General features: G+C 70.7%; 17 protein-coding genes and 1 pseudogene. 2 read left to right on the plus strand and 16 right to left on the minus strand.

Annotation, left to right across the window (positions count from 1 at the left end):
• Window positions 1-29 precede the first annotated feature (29 nt).
• On the plus strand, window positions 30-458 hold the full coding sequence (locus ACZ4VT_RS23215) for a hypothetical protein (protein WP_362805526.1): 429 nt from the start codon (window positions 30-32) through the stop codon (window positions 456-458).
• A gap of 18 nt (window positions 459-476) precedes the next feature.
• Here ACZ4VT_RS23215 and ACZ4VT_RS23220 read toward each other — a convergent pair whose 3' ends face one another.
• The 14 genes and pseudogenes from ACZ4VT_RS23220 to ACZ4VT_RS23285 form a co-directional block, all read right to left on the minus strand.
• On the minus strand, window positions 477-866 hold the full coding sequence (locus ACZ4VT_RS23220; protein WP_467952308.1) for an SHOCT domain-containing protein: 390 nt from the start codon (window positions 864-866) through the stop codon (window positions 477-479).
• A gap of 91 nt (window positions 867-957) precedes the next feature.
• Window positions 958-1047, minus strand: a pseudogene (locus ACZ4VT_RS23225) (IS5/IS1182 family transposase); the annotation flags it as partial.
• A gap of 21 nt (window positions 1048-1068) precedes the next feature.
• Window positions 1069-1704 (minus strand): VOC family protein, encoded by a 636-nt coding sequence (locus ACZ4VT_RS23230; protein ID WP_329201437.1) that lies wholly within the window; start codon window positions 1702-1704, stop codon window positions 1069-1071.
• Window positions 1705-1795: 91 nt separating this feature from the next.
• Window positions 1796-2320 carry a methylated-DNA--[protein]-cysteine S-methyltransferase gene (locus ACZ4VT_RS23235; protein WP_467952310.1) on the minus strand — a complete coding sequence of 175 codons (525 nt, stop codon included), beginning with the start codon at window positions 2318-2320 and terminating at the stop codon, window positions 1796-1798.
• A 10-nt stretch (window positions 2321-2330) separates the two neighbouring features.
• Complete coding sequence (locus ACZ4VT_RS23240) at window positions 2331-3815, minus strand: AlkA N-terminal domain-containing protein (RefSeq protein WP_467952312.1); 1485 nt, start codon at window positions 3813-3815, stop codon at window positions 2331-2333.
• A gap of 530 nt (window positions 3816-4345) precedes the next feature.
• Window positions 4346-5206 (minus strand): CDP-diacylglycerol--serine O-phosphatidyltransferase, encoded by an 861-nt coding sequence (gene pssA / locus ACZ4VT_RS23245; protein ID WP_467952314.1) that lies wholly within the window; start codon window positions 5204-5206, stop codon window positions 4346-4348.
• Complete coding sequence (locus tag ACZ4VT_RS23250) at window positions 5193-5849, minus strand: phosphatidylserine decarboxylase (RefSeq protein ID WP_030010161.1); 657 nt, start codon at window positions 5847-5849, stop codon at window positions 5193-5195. The genes pssA and ACZ4VT_RS23250 overlap by 14 nt, the downstream gene beginning before the upstream one ends.
• A 186-nt stretch (window positions 5850-6035) precedes the next feature.
• Window positions 6036-7241, minus strand: a complete 1206-nt coding sequence (locus tag ACZ4VT_RS23255) for an acyl-CoA dehydrogenase family protein (RefSeq protein ID WP_030027413.1) — start codon at window positions 7239-7241, stop codon at window positions 6036-6038.
• Window positions 7242-7243: 2 nt separating this feature from the next.
• Window positions 7244-7756: a MaoC family dehydratase gene (locus ACZ4VT_RS23260; RefSeq protein ID WP_351585427.1), complete on the minus strand. Its 513-nt coding sequence runs from the start codon at window positions 7754-7756 to the stop codon at window positions 7244-7246.
• Window positions 7757-7761: 5 nt separating this feature from the next.
• Window positions 7762-8736: an HpcH/HpaI aldolase/citrate lyase family protein gene (locus tag ACZ4VT_RS23265; RefSeq protein WP_249768874.1), complete on the minus strand. Its 975-nt coding sequence runs from the start codon at window positions 8734-8736 to the stop codon at window positions 7762-7764.
• Window positions 8733-10811, minus strand: coding sequence for a protein meaA (locus ACZ4VT_RS23270; protein WP_467952317.1), 2079 nt, complete (start codon window positions 10809-10811; stop codon window positions 8733-8735). The genes ACZ4VT_RS23265 and ACZ4VT_RS23270 overlap by 4 nt, the downstream gene beginning before the upstream one ends.
• 31 nt (window positions 10812-10842) lie before the next feature.
• A complete protein-coding gene (gene ccrA / locus ACZ4VT_RS23275; protein WP_362805538.1) occupies window positions 10843-12180 on the minus strand; it encodes a crotonyl-CoA carboxylase/reductase in 1338 nt (445 codons plus the stop codon).
• A gap of 403 nt (window positions 12181-12583) precedes the next feature.
• Complete coding sequence (locus ACZ4VT_RS23280) at window positions 12584-13396, minus strand: TetR family transcriptional regulator (RefSeq protein WP_383571578.1); 813 nt, start codon at window positions 13394-13396, stop codon at window positions 12584-12586.
• A 163-nt stretch (window positions 13397-13559) separates the two neighbouring features.
• Complete coding sequence (locus ACZ4VT_RS23285; protein ID WP_467952319.1) at window positions 13560-15356, minus strand: 3-hydroxyacyl-CoA dehydrogenase family protein; 1797 nt, start codon at window positions 15354-15356, stop codon at window positions 13560-13562.
• A 460-nt stretch (window positions 15357-15816) separates the two neighbouring features.
• On the opposite strand from ACZ4VT_RS23285, the gene ACZ4VT_RS23290 reads away from it, so the two are divergent.
• Complete coding sequence (locus ACZ4VT_RS23290; protein WP_467952321.1) at window positions 15817-16368, plus strand: adenylosuccinate lyase; 552 nt, start codon at window positions 15817-15819, stop codon at window positions 16366-16368.
• Here ACZ4VT_RS23290 and ACZ4VT_RS23295 read toward each other — a convergent pair whose 3' ends face one another.
• Both ACZ4VT_RS23295 and ACZ4VT_RS23300 read right to left on the minus strand, forming a co-directional pair.
• On the minus strand, window positions 16369-17925 hold the full coding sequence (locus ACZ4VT_RS23295) for an alpha/beta hydrolase (RefSeq protein WP_467952323.1): 1557 nt from the start codon (window positions 17923-17925) through the stop codon (window positions 16369-16371). It lies immediately after the preceding gene.
• A 112-nt stretch (window positions 17926-18037) separates the two neighbouring features.
• Window positions 18038-19069 (minus strand): Rv2578c family radical SAM protein, encoded by a 1032-nt coding sequence (locus ACZ4VT_RS23300; RefSeq protein ID WP_467952325.1) that lies wholly within the window; start codon window positions 19067-19069, stop codon window positions 18038-18040.
• Window positions 19070-19130 lie beyond the last annotated feature (61 nt).

Genomic DNA, 19130 nt, shown 5'->3' on the forward strand with positions numbered 1-19130 from the left:
GCCCACTGCGAGCAGGACAGAATCAGCTGATGATCACGATGTACGCCTGGCCCAGCACGGCCGACGGGCCCGACGCCCTTCCCATGGTCCACTTCACGACCGACCAGCAGTCCGCCGGCGAGGTGACCCCGGAGGGAATGCCCGTCTGGATGTTCGACACCGCGATCCGCGAGGGCGGCTGGTCCCGGTTCACCGACTTCGACGGCTGGTCCGTGCCCGCCACCGAATGGCGGGCCCTGTACCGCCGCGAGGACGACCTGCTCGCCGTCAGCGGCCCCGGCTCCTGCGAGGGCTGGTACGAGGGCAACCTGGGAGCCGACGCCGACTGGGTGGCGGCGGCCGCCGCCCAGCAGAGCGTCGTCCTGCTCGCCGCCCCCGTCCAGCACCCCTCGCTCTACAGCTACGCCGTGGAGGCGGGCGCGGCCTTCGCCCTGCTCGTCCCGCTCCTCGTCGTCTGACCCCGGAAGGGGGGCCGGTCAGGCCAGGAGCTTGGCCTTCGCTCGGTCGAACTCCTCCTGGGTGATGTCGCCCTTGTCCTTCAGGGCGGACAGCTTGTGCAGCTCGTCCGCCGAACCGCCGCCGGGGCCCGCCGCCTTCTGGACGTACTCCCGGAAGGCCGTCTCGTTGTCCTGGGCCTGCTTCAGGTCCCGCTCGCCCATGCTCTTCCCGCGGGCGATGAGGTAGACGAACACGCCGAGGAACGGCAGCAGGAGCACGAAGACGAGCCATCCCGCCTTCGCCCAGCCGCTGAGGCTGTGGTCACGGAAAAGGTCCGTGATGATCTTGAAGAGCAGGAAGAACCACATGATCCACAGGAACAGCCACAACATCGTCCAGAAGATGTTGAGAAGTGGGTAGTCGTCCATGCCCGGCTCCGATCTTGTAGCGGTCCCTCCTTCATACGCCCGCCGTGACGACCGCGCACGCGGAGCGGGACCGGCAGGAGGAGAACCGGGGGCCCAGGTTCAGGCGGCGGCCGATCTGGTCGCACGGCTGCGGAATGACCGCGCGGACCCCGCGTCGTCGCGGGTGGGACCGGATCGGCCGGCATCAGCGGCTCGATCCGGGTCAGATCGTGACCGGGCCGTGGGCCGTGGCGAACTCGACCGAGACCAGGCCCGGTTCCTCATCCTCGACCCAGGTGACGTCGATCTGGTCGAGGGGGTGGTCGGCCGGTTCGCCCAGGAATTCGGCGATGGAGGCGGCGTCGCCGGCGATGGAGACCCCGTGAATGGTGGTGGAGGTGCGCGGGTCGGCGCTCGGGCGCTCCTCGACGGGGACCAGCCACTGGAGGAAGTAGGGCAGCTGCGGGTCCTCCAGCAGCTCCAGCAGGCCGATCTGCTTCCACCTCAGGTCGAACCCGTCGGGGCGGACACGGTGGCCCTCGGCCGAGGTGCGGCCGAGGCGGGCCTCGACCGGGGCGATGTCGTCGACGGAGACCACCCAACCGAGCCAGCCGCCGCCCTCGGCGGCGCGGCGCGCGACCGCCCGGCCGAAGGGTGCGCGGTCGGCGGCGGGGTGGTCGAGTGTGGTGACGACCTCCACGTAGGTGCCGCCGCTCAGCGGGAGAATGAAATTGCGGGTGCCGAACCGCGGGTGCACGCCCCCGTCGACGAACCCGGCGCCGAGGGCCGATCCGATCCACTGGACGGTCGAGACGAAGCTGTCGCGGGCCACCGCATAGGACACGTGATCAAGTCGCACGGCGCCATCATCACCCGGCAACCCGTACACATCACGACGCCACGCCCGCGGCCGCCGGGGGGATCGATCACCGTCATCCCGGAGACAGGCTCTAGAGCAGCCGGTCCTGGAGCGGCTCACCGGACTCGAAGGACAGCAGCCGCACCTTCCGGTCGAGCCCGCCGCCGTAGCCCGTCATGCCGCCCGAGGCGCCGATCACCCGGTGGCACGGCACGATGATGCCGACCGGGTTCTTGCCGTTGGCCAGACCCACCGCGCGCGAGGCGTTCGGCTTGCCCAGTCTGGTCGCGAGCTCCCCGTACGACCAGGTCTCGCCGTACGGGATCCGTACGAGCTGCTCCCAGACGCTGCGCTGGAAATCGGTGCCCTCCAGACGGAGCGGCAGGTCGAACTCGGTGAGCTCCCCGGCGAAGTACGCGGCCAGCTGGCGCACGACTTCGGGGAAGGGCTCCTCGGTGGCGGCGACCCGCTCCCCGAAGGACTCCTCGGCCGGCCGGTGACGCTGCTCCGTCATGTAGAGGCCGCTGAGGACGCCGTCCGTGGCGACCAGGGTGAGCGGGCCGTAGGGGCTGTCGACGACGGCGTGCTGCTTGCCGCTGATCACGGTGACTCGCATGGTGTGCTCCTCAGACGGGCAGGTGGTTGATGGGGTGGGCGTCGGTGGCCCACAGGTACTGGACGGCGTACGCGCGCCAGGGCCGCCAGGCGGCCGCGCGGGCGGTCAGCGCGGCGGGGCCGGCCGGCAGCCCGAGCCCCTGCGCCGCCCGCCGCACCCCCAGATCGGACGGCAGGAACGCGTCCGGGTCGCCGAGCGCCCGCATCGCGATGACCTCGGTGGTCCACGGGCCGAAGCCCGGCAGCGCCGCGAGCTGCGCCCGCGCCGCCTCCCAGTCGCTGTCGAAGCCGAGCGGCAGCGAGCCGTCCGCGAGTGCCGCGACCAGGGTGGTCAGCGTCGTACGGCGGCTGCGCGGCAGCGCCAGGGACTCCGGGTCCAGCGCGGCGAGCGCCTGCGGGGAGGGGAAGAGGTGCGTCAGCCCGCCCAGGGGGTCCTCGACGCGCTCCCCGTGCGCGGTCACCAGCCGGGCCGCGTGCGTACGCGCCGCCGCGGTGGAGACCTGCTGGCCCAGGACCGCCCGTACGGCGAACTCCTGCGCGTCGACCGTACGGGGGACCCGGCGCCCGGGGGCCTTGTCCACGAGCGGGGCCAGCAGCGGGTCGGAGCGCAGCTGCTCGTCGACCGCCTCCGGGTCGGCGTCCAGGTCGAGCATCCAGCGGCAGCGGCTGATGGCGATCGTGAGGTCGCGCAGGTCGGTCAGGGCGAGGCGGCAGCCGATGTGGTCGGGCTGCGGGGTCAGGGCGACGATTCCGGTGCCGTGGGGGAGGCGCAGGGTGCGGCGGTAGGCGCCGTCGCGCCACTCCTCGACCCCGGGGACGGCGGTCGCGGCGAGGTGCCCGAAGAGGTTGTCGGGGTTCAGGGGGGCCCGGAACGGCAGCCGCAGGCTGATCGTCCCCGGGATCCGGGGCGGTTCGTTCTTGTTGCGGCCGGCCTTCACGGCCCGCTCCCGCAGGTCGCTCGGAGACAGGGCGAAGACCTCGCGGACGGTGTCGTTGAAGGTGCGGATGGAGGAGAAGCCGGCCGCGAAGGCCACGTCGCCCATGGGCAGCTCGGAGGTCTCGATGAGCAGCCGGGCGGTCTGCGCGCGCTGGGCCCTCGCCAGGGCGAGGGGGCCGGCCCCGAGCTCGGCGTTGAGCTGCCGCTCCACCTGGCGGGTGGAGTAGCCGAGCCTCGTCGCGAGCCCCGGTACTCCCTCCCGGTCGACGACCCCGTCCTGGATGAGCCGCATCGCGCGTGCGACGGCGTCGGCCCGTGCGTTCCACTCCGGCGAGCCGGGGCTGGTATCGGGCCGGCACCGCTTGCAGGCCCGGAACCCGCCCTGCTGACAGGCGGCGGCGCTGGGCAGGAAGGTCATGTTCTCGACCTTCGGCGGCACGGCGGGACAACTGGGCCGGCAGTAGATCCGGGTGGTCAGCACGGCGGTGAAGAACCAGCCGTCGAAGCGGGCGTCCTTCGACTGCACGGCTCTCACGCAACGCTCTGTATCGGTGTGCATGGCTCCAGGATCCGGGGCGCAGTCGCCTGCGGCTGGCGGTTTTCCGACATCAAGGCTACGCCCGGGCCGGGGTCCCGGCGGGGGGCCGGGCGGGGGCGGGTCCGGCGGCGGGGCGGGGGTCGTCCGGGGTAGGCATGATTTATGGCCCCACGGCGACAGCGAAAAGTGCCAGGCGGTCCGGGCCAACAAATCACGTTTTACACCCCGGACAACCCCCGCCCCACCACCGGCCCCGCCCCCGCCCTCAGGTACGACGTCCTGGTCCCGCCCCGCCCTCGGGCGCGTGTACCGGTGCCGGGAACTGCGGGAGGGGGCGGCGGCGGGGCGGGGAGTGTCCGGGGTGTAAAACGTGATTTGTTGGCCCGGACCGCCGAGTCCTGTGTCACTCCGCTCGGGGGCCATAAATCATGCCTACCCCGGACACTCCCCGCCCCGCCGCCGCCCCCGGACCCCAGCGCCGCCGCCGGACCGGGGAAACGGCAGAGGGCCCCGGATGCCATCGCATCCGGGGCCCTCTGTCACAGCTGAGCTCAGCGCAGCGTCGCGGCGCGGGCCTCGCGGCGGTTGTGGCGGAACGTGTTCGCCCGGCGGGTCGTCGCGAACAGCGGAATGGTCGCCGCCATCGCGATCTGCAGGGCGCAGCCGGTCTGGAGCAGCAGCTGACCGCCCGGGGCGTCGAACGCCCAGGCCGCCAGCAGCCCCATCGCGCCGATGATCCAGCACAGCATCGCCACGGCCAGCACGCCCCGCGGCTTCGGGTACTCGACCCGGCTCACCATCAGCCAGGCCACCCCGATGATCGCCAGCAGGGTCGGGATGAACGGCAGCTCCAGCAGCACGATCGAGACGACCGTCAGCGCGCCGAAGGGGCTCGGCATGCCCTGGAACATGCCGTCCTTCATCGTCACGCAGCTGAATCTCGCGAGTCGCAGCACCACGGCGAGCAGCACCACGATCGCGGCCAGCGCCGACATCTTCTGGTGCGCGTCCACGGCGACCATGCCGTAGACGAGCACGAAGTAGGCCGGAGCCAGCCCGAAGCTGATGAGGTCGGACAGGTTGTCCAGCTCGGCACCCATCGGCGAGCTGCGCAGCTTGCGGGCCACGATGCCGTCGAAGAGGTCGAAGACCGCGGCGAGCAGCATCAGTATCACTGCCGTCGCGGCGCTGTTACGGGCCATGCCCGACTCGCCACCGCCGGTGAGGTGCGGGATGAGGATCCCGGTGGTGGTGAAGTACACCGCCATGAATCCGCACGTCGCGTTGCCGAGCGTGAGGGTGTCCGCTATCGACAGCCGCAGCGAGAGCGGCATGTCGTCCTCGGCGGACTCCTCCTCGGCAGGCTCGGGCACCCAGCCGGCGGCCGGAGTCTCAGGGTCAGTCACGGTCAATTCGTGTCACCCCCGCGGTGGTGGCCTGACCGACCTCGACCGCGACCTCGACACCCTCGGGGAGGTAGATGTCGACGCGGGACCCGAAGCGGATCAGACCGATGCGTTCGCCCTGCTCCACCTTGGTGCCGGCCGGCAGGTACGGGACGATGCGACGGGCGACGGCGCCGGCGATCTGCACCATCTCGATGTCGCCGAGCTCGGTGTCGAAGTGCCAGACAACGCGTTCGTTGTTCTCGCTCTCCTTGTTGAACGCCGGGACGAATCCGCCGGGGATGTGCTCCACGGACGTCACCGTGCCCGCGAGGGGCGCGCGGTTGACGTGGACGTTCAGCGGGCTCATGAAGATCGCGACCCGGGTCCGTCCGTCCTTCCACGGCATGATGCTCTGCACCACACCGTCGGCGGGGGAGATGACACGGCCCTGAGCGATCTCACGCTCGGGGTCGCGGAAGAACCACAGCATGCCCGCGGCGAGCGCGGTGGCGGGCACGGCCGCCGCGGCCCAGCGCCCGGACTTGCGCGCCCGGGTGAGGCTGAGCGCCGCGGTGGCGACGGTCGGCAGAAGCCACGGCGATGCTCCGCGCGCGAGGCGTACGCCAAGGAGGCTGTCGCGAGGTGCAGAGGTTTGGCTGTGGGGCATGGATGACCTTCGTAGCGGGTGATTGCCGCGCCGCAAACAGGGGGACGGGACGGCGGCTTTACTGGAATGCTATCGGTTGCACGCAACAACTGGGCAAGCCAGAAGCCGAGTCGATGGCCGTCGGCCAGTCACTGATAGTGATCCTTTCGCGACGAACCCATGGATGATTCGCCGCAAAAGGGACTTTCAGCCCTGGAGTCGGTACTCCTCGAGCAGGCGTCGCCCGATGATCATTTTCTGGATCTCGGCGGTACCTTCACCGATCAGCAGCATCGGAGCTTCCCTGTAGAGACGCTCGATCTCGTACTCCTTCGAGAACCCGTATCCGCCGTGAATGCGGAACGCGTCCTCGACCACCTCCTTGCAGTACTCGGAGGCGAGGTACTTCGCCATCCCCGCTTCGAGGTCGTTTCGTTCCCCGGAGTCCTTTTTGCGTGCTGCATTCACCATCATCGCATGGGCGGCTTCGACCTTGGTAGCCATCTCGGCCAGCTTGAACTGAATGGCCTGGTGTTCGGCGATCGCCTTGCCGAAAGTGTGACGTTGCTGGGCATAAGAGACACCCAGTTCGAATGCACGCTGAGCGACGCCACAGCCACGCGCCGCCACGTTCACGCGGCCGACCTCGACCCCGTCCATCATTTGGTAAAACCCTCGGCCCGTCTGGCCTCCGAGGACCCGATTGGCCGGAATGCGCAGTCCGTCCATGATGAGCTCGGTCGTGTCGACGCCCTTGTAGCCCATCTTGTCGATCTTGCCCGGGATGGTCAGACCGGGACGGACCTCACCGAAGCCCGGCTCCTTCTCGACGAGGAAGGTCGTCATCGACTTGTGGGGCGCCGTGCCCTCGGGGTGGCCTTCGTCACTTCGGACGAGAACGGCCACCAGGGTGGAGCTGCCGCCGTTCGTCAGCCACATCTTCTGGCCGTTCAGGACGTACTCGTCGCCGTCCTTCACCGCCTTCGACGAGATGGCCGACACATCGGAGCCCAGCGCCGGCTCCGACATCGAGAACGCGCCGCGCACCTCGCCCAGCGCCATCCGCGGGAGGAAGTGGTCCTTCTGCTCCTGCGTGCCGTGCTGCTTGAGCATGTACGCCACGATGAAGTGGGTGTTGATGATGCCCGAGACGGACATCCAGCCCCGCGCGATCTCCTCGACGCACAGGGCGTACGTGAGAAGGGACTCACCCAGGCCGCCGTACTCCTCCGGGATCATCAGCCCGAAGAGGCCGAGCTCCTTGAGACCGTCGACGATCTGCTGCGGGTACTCGTCGCGGTGCTCCAGCTCGGTCGCGACCGGGATGATCTCCTTGTCGACGAACTCCCGGACGGTCTTCAGGATCTCCCGCTGGACGTCCGTGAGCCCGGCGGTCTGGGCGAGTCGGGCCATGGCTACTTCTCCTGGGTCTTCAGCTGGGGGCGGCCGGGCTGCTCGCCGCCGCGCTCCTTGATGTACGTCTCGGTCGGGACCATCACCTTGCGCCGGAAGACGCAGACGAGGGTGCCGTCCTGCTTGTAGCCCTTGGTCTCGACGTAGACGATGCCGCGGTCGTTCTTGGACTTCGACGGGGTCTTGTCGAGGACCGTGGTCTCGCCGTAGAGCGTGTCGCCGTGGAAGGTCGGCGCCACGTGCCGCAGGGACTCGATCTCCAGGTTGGCGATGGCCTTCCCGGAGACGTCGGGCACGGACATGCCGAGCAGCAGCGAGTAGATGTAGTTGCCCACGACCACGTTCTTGCCGAAGTCGGTGGTGTTCTCGGCGTAATTGCTGTCCATGTGGAGCGGGTGGTGGTTCATGGTCAGCAGGCAGAAGAGGTGGTCGTCGTACTCCGTGACCGTCTTCCCGGGCCAGTGCTTGTAGACCGCCCCGACCTCGAACTCTTCGTAGGTGCGTCCGAACTGCATGGTGCTCAGGCCTCCGGGATCTCGAACTTGCTGGTGCGCTGCATGCCCGCCGCGCGGCCCTTGCCCGCGATGACCAGGGCCATCTTGCGGCTGGCCTCGTCGATCATCTCGTCGCCGAGCATCGCGGAGCCCTTCTTGCCGCCGGCCTCCGAGGTGCACCAGTCGTACGCGTCGAGGATCAGCTCGGCGTGGTCGTAGTCCTCCTGCGAGGGGGAGAAGACCTCGTTGGCCGCGTCGACCTGGCCGGGGTGCAGGACCCACTTGCCGTCGAAGCCCAGCGCCGCCGCCCGGCCGGCCACCTCGCGGTAGGCGTCCACGTCACGGATCTGGAGGAAGGGGCCGTCGATCGCCTGCAGGTTGTGCATGCGGGCCGCCATCAGGATCCGCATCAGGATGTAGTGGTAGGCGTCCGCGCCGTAGCCGGGCGGCTGCATGCCCACGACCAGCGACTTCATGTTGATGGAGGCCATGAAGTCGGCCGGGCCGAAGATGATGGTCTCCAGCCGGGGCGAGGCGGCGGCGATCTCGTCGACGTTCACCAGGCCCTTGGCGTTCTCGATCTGCGCCTCGATGCCGATCTTGCCGACCTCGAAGCCCATGGTCTTCTCGATCTGCGTCAGCAGCAGGTCCAGGGCCACGACCTGCTGGGCGTCCTGAACCTTCGGCAGCATGATGCAGTCGAGGTTCTGGCCGGCGCCCTCGACCACCGTGATGACGTCGCGGTACGTCCAGTGCGTGGTCCAGTCGTTGACGCGCACGACCCGGGTCTTGCCCGTCCAGTCGCCGTTGTTCAGCGCGTCCACGATCGTGTGGCGGGCGCCTTCCTTGGCGAGCGGCGCGCAGGCGTCCTCCAGGTCCAGGAAGACCTGGTCGGCCGGCAGGCCCTGGGCCTTCTCGAGGAACCGCGGGTTCGAACCGGGCACCGCGAGGCAGGAGCGGCGCGGGCGGAGACGGTTCACCGGGTGGACAGGCGTGGTCATGCGGGGACCTCCGTGCTTGCAAGGTGTGCGGTGTCGTGAAGGGGGTCGAGCTTGTTCGCTTTGCGGATCTCGTCGACGATACGTCCGATGATCTCCGTGATGCCGAAGTCCTTCGGGGTGAAGACGGCGGCGACGCCGGCCGCCTTCAGCGCCACGGCGTCCGCGTTCGGAATGATGCCGCCGACGATGACGGGGATGTCACCCGCCCCCGCCAGCCGGAGCCGCTCCAGGACGTCCGGGACGAGTGCGCTGTGCGAGCCGGACAGGATGGACAGTCCCACGCAGTGCACGTCCTCGGCCAGCGCCGCGGAGGAGATCTCCTCCGGGGTCAGCCTGATGCCCTGGTAGACCACCTCGAAGCCCGCGTCGCGGGCCCGGACGGCGATCTGCTCGGCGCCGTTGGAGTGCCCGTCCAGACCCGGCTTGCCGACCAGCAGGCGCAGTCGGCCCGAGCCGAGCTCGTCGGCCGTACGGGCCACCTTCGCGCGGACCTCGTGCATCGGGGTGCCGGGCTCGGCGGTGACGGCGACGGGGGCCGAGGAGACCCCGGTCGGGGCGCGGAACTCGCCGAACACCTCGCGCAGCGCGCTCGACCATTCGCCCGTGGTGACACCGGCCCGGGCGCACTCCAGGGTGGCCTCCATCAGGTTCTCGGTGCCGGCGGCGGCCTCCTTGAGGCGCTCCAGGGCCTGCCGGGTGGTGGGGAAGACGAACGGATCGCCGTTCCCCTGCCGGTCCGAGGACTCCTGACGCTCGGCCCGCCAGCGGACGATGCGCTCGACGGTGAGCGCCTCCGTTGCCGGGTCGACCGTCATGATGGCGCCGTCCAGGTCGGCCGTGAGCGGGTTCTCCTCGGTCTGCTGGAAGCAGTTGACACCGACGATCTTGTCCTCGCCGGCCTCGATCCGCGCCCGCCGCTCGGCGTGCGAGGAGACCAGCTCGCCCTTCAGGTACCCGGACTCGACGGCGGCCATGGCGCCGCCCATCTCCTGGATCCGGTCGATCTCGGCCAGGCAGTCGGCGACCAGGGAGTCGACTTTGGCCTCGATGACGTGGGATCCGGCGAAGATGTCCTCGTACTCCAGCAGGTCGCTCTCGTGGGCGAGGACCTGCTGGATGCGCAGCGACCACTGCTGGTCCCAGGGCCGGGGCAGGCCCAGCGCCTCGTTCCAGGCGGGCAGCTGCACGGCGCGGGCGCGGGCGTCCTTGGAGAGGGTGACCGCGAGCATCTCCAGCACGATGCGCTGGACGTTGTTCTCCGGCTGCGCCTCGGTCAGACCGAGCGAGTTGACCTGGACGCCGTACCGGAAGCGGCGCTGCTTGGCGTTCTCGATGCCGTAGCGCTCACGGGTGACCTTGTCCCAGATGCGGCCGAAGGCGCGCATCTTGCACATCTCCTCGATGAAGCGGACGCCCGCGTTCACGAAGAAGGAGATGCGGGCGACGACCTCGCCGAAGCGCTCCTCGGGCACCTGGCCCGAGTCGCGCACCGAGTCGAGGACCGCGATCGCCGTGGACATGGCGTACGAGATCTCCTGGACCGGGGTGGCCCCGGCCTCCTGGAGGTGGTACGAGCAGATGTTGATCGGGTTCCACTTGGGGATGTGGTTGACCGTGTACGCGATCATGTCCGTCGTCAGCCGCAGGGACGGCCCCGGCGGGAAGACGTGCGTCCCGCGCGAGAGGTATTCCTTGACGATGTCGTTCTGGGTGGTGCCCTGGAGCTGGGAGACGTCCGCTCCCTGCTCCTCGGCGGCCACCTGGTAGAGCGCCAGCAGCCACATGGCGGTGGCGTTGATCGTCATCGAGGTGTTCATCTGCTCCAGGGGTATGTCCTGGAACAGCCGCCGCATGTCGCCGAGATGGGAGACCGGGACCCCGACCCGGCCCACCTCGCCGCGGGCGAGGATGTGGTCGGGGTCGTAACCGGTCTGGGTCGGCAGGTCGAACGCGACCGACAGGCCGGTCTGGCCCTTGGCGAGGTTGCGGCGGTACAGCTCGTTGGACGCCTCGGCCGTGGAGTGGCCGGCGTACGTCCGCATGAGCCACGGACGGTCCTTCTGGCGCTCTGTCATCTCAGGCGATCCTTATGGCCTTTGAGCCGACTCAGACGTTGCGGAAGCGGTTGATCGCGTCGAGGTGCTTGGCGCGCATCTCGTGGTCACGGACGCCGAGGCCCTCCTCGGGGGCCAGCGCGAGGACGCCGACCTTGCCCTGGTGGAGGTTGCGGTGGACGTCGTAGGCGGCCTGTCCGGTGTCCTCCAGGGAGTAGACCTTCGACAGGGTGGGGTGGATCTTGCCCTTGGCGATCAGGCGGTTGGCCTCCCACGCCTCGCGGTAGTTCGCGAAGTGCGAGCCCACGATCCGCTTGAGCGACATCCACAGGTAGCGGTTGTCGTACTCGTGGTTGTAGCCGGAGGTCGAGGCGCAGGTGACGATCGTGCCGCCCTTGCGGGTGACGTAGACCGAGGCGCCGAAGGTCTCGCGGCCCGGGTGCTCGAAGACGATGTCCACGTCCTCGCCGCCGGTCAGCTCGCGGATGCGCTTGCCGAAGCGCTTCCACTCCTTCGGGTCCTGGGTGTGCTCGTCCTTCCAGAACTTGTAGCCCTCGGCGTTGCGGTCGATGACCGCCTCGGCGCCCATGGCCCGGCAGATGGCGGCCTTCTCGGGGGAGGAGACCACGCAGATCGGGTTGGCGCCGCCGGCGAGGGCGAACTGGGTGGCGTACGAGCCGAGCCCGCCGCTCGCGCCCCAGATCAGGACGTTGTCGCCCTGCTTCATGCCGGCGCCGTTGCGGGAGACCAGCTGGCGGTAGGCGGTGGAGTTGACCAGGCCGGGGGAGGCGGCCTCCTCCCAGCTGAGGTGGTCCGGCTTCGGCATCAGCTGGTTCGACTTGACCAGGGCGATCTCCGCCAGGCCGCCGAAGTTCGTCTCGAAGCCCCAGATGCGCTGCTCGGGGTCGAGCATCGTGTCGTTGTGGCCGTCGGAGGACTCCAGCTCGACGGAGAGGCAGTGCGCGACGACCTCGTCGCCCGGCTTCCAGGCGTTGACGCCGGGGCCGGTGCGCAGCACGACGCCCGCGAGGTCGGAGCCGATGATGTGGTACGGCAGGTCGTGGCGCTTGGTGAGCTCCGACAGGCGCCCGTAGCGCTCCAGGAAGCTGAAGGTGGACACCGGCTCGAAGATCGAGGTCCACACGGAGTTGTAGTTGACCGACGAGGCCATGACGGCCACGAGGGCCTCGCCCGGGCCCAGTTCCGGCACCGGGACGTTGTCCAGGTGAATGGACTTGCGCGGGTCCTTCTCGCGCGTCGTCAGCCCCGCGAACATCTCCGCCTCGTCCTTGTGCACGGTGATCGCACGGTACGAGTCGGGCAGCGGCAGGGCTGCGAAGTCTGCGGCGGTGGCGGACTGCGACTGAATCGCGTCCAGGATGTCCTTCACGGTAGAGCCTCCGGCGTAGCGCTGATGAGGGTGCGCTTGAGGTAATCGGGGTGCGTGGAGCTGTGGTGTGTGCCGTCGGTCCGGCTGGTGCGGTGGTGCGGGGCGACGCCCGTGGTGGGGGCGTGCGGGGCCTGGTGACGCAGGCATCCGGGGCGCGTTCCGTGCGGTGTGGGCACGGGTCGCGGGGACATCCGGACGAGATTCAACGTATGGCACCCCGTGTCACGCGGCAAGGCACCGCGTGCCAAAACTTTCTCTCATTTGCCGATTGACCTGCACCGATGAGCGATGATCGATCAGAGTTACCGGCGAGTAGGGGCAAGCCGGACATACACCGGACACAAAAAAGCGGCCGCCCCCGAAACGGGGGCGGCCGCTGTGACGAGAGTCGCCACGGCTGTCGCTACTTGTTGCGCAGTGCCTCTTCGATGGTCCGCATGACCTCGTCCAGCGGGGCGTCCGTGCGGGCCACCGCGACCAGCACCTCGCCCTCCGTACGGACCGCCGCGGGCGCGGCCGGCGCGGTGCTCAGGGTGCGGCCCGCGCCGATCCCCGACCCGAAGGTCTTCCGGACGATCGAGAAGGCGTGGTCCAGCTGCGCCTCCACGTCCCCCTGGCCGCCCGCCCGCAGCCAGCGCCGCAGTACGTGGTTGTGGGCGGTGACCACCGCCGAGGCGGCCACCTCGGCCAGCAGCGGGTCGTCATTGCCGTCGTGGTGGTCGTGCTCGTCGAAGTGGGCCAGCAGGTAGCGGGTGAACAGCCGCTCGTACCGGGCCACGGAGGCGATCTCCCGCTCACGCAGCGCCGGCACCTCGCGGGTCAGCCGGTAGCGCTCCACCGACACCGCGGGCGAGGCGGCGTACATCTTCATGACTTCCTTGATCCCGCGGCACACCGTGTCGAGCGGGTGCTCGTGCGCCGGCGCCACGTCGAGGACGGCCTCGGCGCGGGTCAGGGTGTCGTCGTGGTCCGGGAAGATCGCCTCTTCCTTGGACCGGAAGTGCCGGAAGAAGGTCCGGCGCGCCACCCCGGCGGTCGCGGCGATCTCGTCGACCGTCGTCGCCTCGTACCCCTTGGTCGCGAACAGCTCCATGGCCGCGGCGGCGAGCTCGCGGCGCATCTTGAGCCGCTGTGCGGCCGCCTTGGTGCCGGCCGGGCTCTCCGGGGTGTCGGAGGCCGTGGCGGCGCGGGGCGAGGTCTTGGCGGGCTGGGACATAGAGCGAAAGTACTTCATTCGCGCGGGGGAGCGCGCCTGCGGGGGGTGGGAGAGGGGTGGATGCGGGGGAGGGCCCGCACTGGGCTCGGGAGGGTCAGTCCGCCGTGAGGGTCCGGCGGACCCGAGCAGCCCTCCCCACGCATCCGGCTCGTGGCCCGACCGGTTACCGGCGGGCGTACTCACGGAATCCGCGGCCGGTCTTCCGGCCCAGGCAGCCCGCCGCCACCAGGTGCTCCAGCAGCGGGGACGGGGCCAGGCCGGGATCGCGGAACTCCTTGTGGAGGACCTTCTCGATGGCCAGCGAGACGTCCAGGCCGACCACGTCGAGGAGCTCGAACGGCCCCATCGGGTAGCCCCCGCCCAGCTTCATCGCTGCGTCGATCTCGTCGATGCCCGCGTAGTGCTGCTCGACCATCTTGATCGCGTTGTTGAGGTACGGGAACAGCAGCGCGTTCACGATGAAGCCCGCCCGGTCCCCGCAGTCCACCGGGTGCTTGCGCACCTTCACGCAGATCTCGCGGACCGTGGCGTGCACGTCGTCGGCGGTCAGGACGGTCCGGACCACCTCGACCAGCTTCATCGCCGGCGCCGGGTTGAAGAAGTGCATGCCGATCACGTCCTGCGGGCGCGAGGTCACGCGGGCCACCGCGATCACCGGCAGCGAGGAGGTGGTGGTGGCCAGCACCGCGCCCGGCTTGCAGACCTTGTCCAGGGTGGCGAACAGCTCCTGCTTGACCGCCAGGTCCTCGGCGACGGCCTCGACGGCCAGGTCCACCTCGGCGAAGGCGTCCAGGGAACCGGCCGGGGTGATCCGGCCCAGCGTCAGGTCCGCCGCCTCCTGCGTCAGCCGGCCCTTGGACACCGCACGGCCCAAGGACTTCCCGATCGCGGCCTTGGCGGCCTCCGCCTTCTCCTGGCTGCGGGCGGCCAGCACCACGTCGTACCCCGCCTGGGCGAAGACCTGGGCGATGCCGCTCGCCATGGTGCCGGAGCCGGCCACGCCGACCGAGCTCACCGGACGGCCGCTGCCGAGCAGGGAGCCGTCCGGCGGGGTCTGGAGGTCGCGCACGACGGTGGAGCTGCCGGCCGCCTCGTACGTGTAGAACCCGCGGCCCGACTTCTGCCCGGTCAGGCCCGCCTCGGCGAGCTGCCCCAGGATCGGGGCCGGGGCGTGCAGCCGGTCGCCGGAGGAGGCGTACATGGCCTCCAGGACGGTCCGGGCGGTGTCCACGCCGATCAGGTCGAGCAGCGCGAGCGGGCCCATGGGCAGACCGCAGCCGAGCCGCATCGCCGCGTCGATGTCCTCGCGGGAGGCGTACTTCGCCTCGTACATGGCGGCGGCCTGGTTGAGGTAGCCGAAGAGCAGGCCGTCGGCGACGAAACCGGGGCGGTCGCCGACCGCCACGGGCTCCTTGCCGAGGTCGCGCGCCAGCTCGGTGACCGCGTCCACGGCCGTCGGGGCGGTGAGGACGCAGGAGACGACCTCGACCAGCTTCATCGCCGGGGCCGGGTTGAAGAAGTGCAGGCCCAGCACGCGCTCGGGGCGCTGGGACTCGGCGGCGAGCCGGGTCACCGAGAGGGCGTTGGTGCCCGTGGCCAGGATGGTGTCGGGGCGCACGATCGCGTCGAGCTCGCGGAACACCTGCTGCTTGACCTCGTACGACTCGGGCACGACCTCGATCACGAGGTCGGCCTCGGCGGCGGCGCCCAGGTCGGTGAAGGTGCGGAAGCGGGCGAGCACGTCGGCCCGCTCCTGCTCGGTGAGGCGCTCCCGGGTGACGGAGCGCGCGGTGGCCGAGGCGAGGGAGGCCGCGGCCCGGCGGGCGGCGCTCTCGCTGACGTCGATGCCGATGACCTCGCGGCCGGCCCGGGCGAGGACCTCGGCGATGCCGGTGCCCATCGTGCCGAGGCCGACGACGGCGATGGTCTGGAGGGTGGGCTGACTGGACTGACGGTCCATCGAGGGACTCCAGTGGAAGAGGGTGACGACTGAGGGGCGCGCGGCGCACAGCGCGCGCTGGTGCCGTACGGAAGGCCGTGCGGAGACCCGTGCGGAAACCGTGCGGGAAGCCGTACGGAATGCCGTGCGGTGAGGAATCCCGAGGGAGAGGGCCCAAGGGGAAGAAGCCCGGCGGGAGGACCCAGAGGGAAGGGAGCCCGGAGGGCGGAACCGGCGGAACCCTGTCCCGGGGTCACGCCGTGCGAAAAACGAACCGACCGACACGAGGCGGCTGCGTCACCAGGCCGCCCTCGTACGTATTGCGTTACGAAGACAGTAACTCGTCGGTAACTGGCGCGCCAGAGCGCGGAGATGTGACCTGTACCGCCCAAATTACCGATCATCGATCATCGATCAACCGGCCCCCGCCGATCTCCCGGAACCCGGCGTGGCGGCCGCCGCCCCGGCCTAGGGTGGCCGGGTGAACGACGTGCTGGAGCGCCTGCGGGCGGAGGCGGGGCAGTCCCCCGAGTACGAGGTCCTGCTCGCGGCCGGCCCGGAAGGCCTGGCGGCTTCCCTGACCACCGCCGGACTGCCCCTGTGGGCCCGCGAACTGGCCGCGTACCGGCTCGGCCTCGCGGGCGACCGCCGGGCCTTCGAGTCCCTCGTCCTGCTGCTCAACCACCGGGACCCGCCCCGCTGCGCGGCCGCCGCCGAGGCGCTGGCCGTCCTGGACGACCCGCGCACCGCCCGCGCGGCCGCCGCTCTCGCCACCAACGGCCTGCGCACGGCCTACGCGCTCCAGCCCGTCCGGCTGCTCACCGCCCTGCGCGCCCCCGAGTCCGTACCGGCCCTGCTGAGCACCCTGTCGCGGCTGCTGTCCCCGAACGACCCGTACTGGCGGGTGGCCCTGGCCTGCGTGGAGGGGCTCGGCGCCCTCGCCGACCCCCGCGCACGCGAAATCCTCACCCGCGCCCAGTCCCACCCCCGCCTCGCCGTGGCGGCGACGGCCGCACTGCGCGCGCTCGCCTGATCAGCCCCGGAAGCCGAGCAGGCCGTGCAGGGCCGCGCCGCCCGCCGAGGGCGGGACCGCGCGCGTCGCCGCGGCCGGCTTCGGGGCCGCCTGGGCGGCGCAGGTGGCGTCCGCGGCCTGCCCCGTCCTCAGGTACGCCGACACCTTGTCGTCGAGGCACTTGTTGCCGCTGAGCGCGATTCCGTGGTTGCCGCCGCCCTCCTCGACGACCAGGGCCGAGCCCTTCAGCTTGTCCCGCATGCTGAGCGCACCCGCGAACGGGGTCGCCGCGTCCTCCGTCGCCTGGAGGAGGAGGGCCGGCGGCAGGTCCGCGTTGGTCACGTCCGGGGCCTGCAGCGGCTCCGTCGGCCAGAACGCGCACGGGGCGTTGTACCAGGCGTTGTTCCAGGTCATGAACGGCGCCTTGGCGTGCGTGCGCCACATGTCCGCGCGCCACTGGTTCCAGTCCCGCGGCCAGGCCGAGTCCCGGCACTGCACCGCCGTGTAGACGCTGTAGCCGTTGCCCGCCGAGGGCTCCACCGCACCGAACCGCTCGTACGCCGCCACCAGCGGCTTCGGGTCCTGCTTCACCGCGTACGCCGCGAAGGCCTCGGCCAGGTTCGGCCAGTAGCCGTTGAAGTAGCCGCCCGGCATGAAGGTGTCCTCCAGCTCGGCCGCGCCCACCTTGCCGCCCGCCGGGGTCTCCCGCAGCGCCCCGCGCATCGCGTACCAGCGCTCCTCGACCGCCGCCGGGTCGCTGCCGAGCCCGTAGACGGAGTCGTGCGCGGCCACCCAGGCCAGGAACGCCTTGTGCCGGGTGTCGAAGGCCTGGTCCTGGGCCAGGTTGTCCTCGTACCAGACCCCGCCCGGGTCTACCACGGAGTCCAGGACGAGCCGGTGCACCCGGCCCGGGTGGAGCTTGGCGTACACCGCGCCCAGGTAGGTTCCGTACGAGTAGCCGAAGTAGCTGATCCGCTCCGCGCCGAGGGCGGCGCGCAGCGCCTCGATGTCCTGCGCCGCCGCGACGGTGCCGATGTGCGGCAGCACGTCCGCGTGCTTGGCCTGGCAGGACTCGGCGAAGGCCCGAACCCGGTCCAGGTTGGCCCGCTCGGTCGCCTCGTCGACGGGTACGGAGTCCGGCCGGACGGGGGCGAAGTGGCCGGCCGCGCAGTCGAGGGCGGGCTCGCTCTTGCCGACGCCCCGCGGGTCGAAGCCGATCACGTCGTACTGCGCGGCCACGTCCTTGGGGAGGGCGGAGGCGATGAATCCGGCCAGGCTGCGGCCGCTGCCGCCCGGCCCGCCCGGGTTGACCAGCAACGGGCCCTGGGAAGTGGCGGCGGTGTGCGGGACCCGGGTCAGCGCGAGGGAGATCTGGCGTCCGGCGGGCCGGGAGTGGTCGAGGGGGACCTTGAGGGAGGCGCACTGCAAGGTGGGGTGGCGCGGGGTCGCACAGCCGGTCCACCGCAGCGCGGCGGCCCGCTCCGCCGCGGGGGCCGCGGCGACCGGGCCCGCGAGGGCGGTGGCGACGGTGGCGATCGACAGCAGGACAGCGGCGCGCTTCTTCAAGGGGTGCAGCATGGGGCCTCCCAGCCGAGGGTTCTGGGCGGAATCGTCCCGGAAACCGCGCCTGGAAGGCGGGATTTGGCTGCTTATTGGCCCGATGTGATGAGCCTTCAGGGGCCGACCGAGGTCACAGCAGCGTGAGCTGGGTGACCCCGGCGGGCGTCTCCTCGGCCGGGCGCTCGGGCGTGACGACCCGGCGGGCCTCGCCGCGCCGGGACGGGCCGATGCCGAATTCGGCCGCGAGTTCGTGGACTTGGCGGGTGATCTGGCGCTGGTACCAGGTGGGGGCGTACGAGCCGCCCGCGTACATCCGCTCGTACCGCTCCACGAGGTGCGGGTGGTGCTCGCCGAGCCAGGCCGTGAACCACTCGCGGGCGCCGGGGCGCAGATGGAGTACCAGGGGTGTCACGGAGGTCGCCCCGGACTCGGCGATGGCGCGGACGGTCGCCCGCAGCTGCTCCGGGCGGTCCCCGAGGAAGGGGATCACCGGGGCCATCAGCACCCCGCACTCGATGCCGGCGTCCGTGAGGGTCCGTACGGCGCCCAGCCGGGCGGCGGGGGAGGGCGTGCCGGGCTCGACGGTCCGCCACAGCGGGGTGTCGGTGAAGCCGACGGAGACGGAGATCCCGACCTCGGTCAGCTCGGCGGCCTGCCGGAGGAGCGGGAGGTCGCGCAGGATCAGGGTGCCCTTGGTGAGGATGGAGAAGGGGTTGGCGTGGTCGCGCAGGGCCTCGATGATGCCGGGCATCAGCCGGTAGCGGCCCTCGGCGCGCTGGTAGCAGTCGACGTTGGTGCCCATGGCGATGTGCGCGCCGCTCCAGCGGGGCGAGCCGAGCTCGCGGCGCAGCAGCTCGGGGGCGTTGGTCTTGACGACGATCTGCGAGTCGAAGCCGAGTCCGGTGTCGAGGTCGAGGTAGCTGTGCGTCTTGCGGGCGAAGCAGTACACACAGGCGTGGCTGCAGCCGCGGTACGGGTTGACGGTCCATTCGAACGGCATGCGCGAGGCGCCGGGCACCCGGTTGACGATCGAGCGGGCCCGCACTTCGTGGAAGGTGATCCCGCGGAATTCGGGGGTGTCGAAGGTGCGCGTCACGACGGCGTCGGCCCCGAAGAGCGCGGCGGGCCCCGTGGCGCCCTCGGTCAGGTTGTCCCAGCGCATGAGCGCCTCCCTCGGTAGCTCTGCCCCGAGAATAGAACAAACGTTCCCATGATCGTGCGGC

This window comes from Streptomyces sp. NPDC029164 (genome assembly GCF_055563995.1).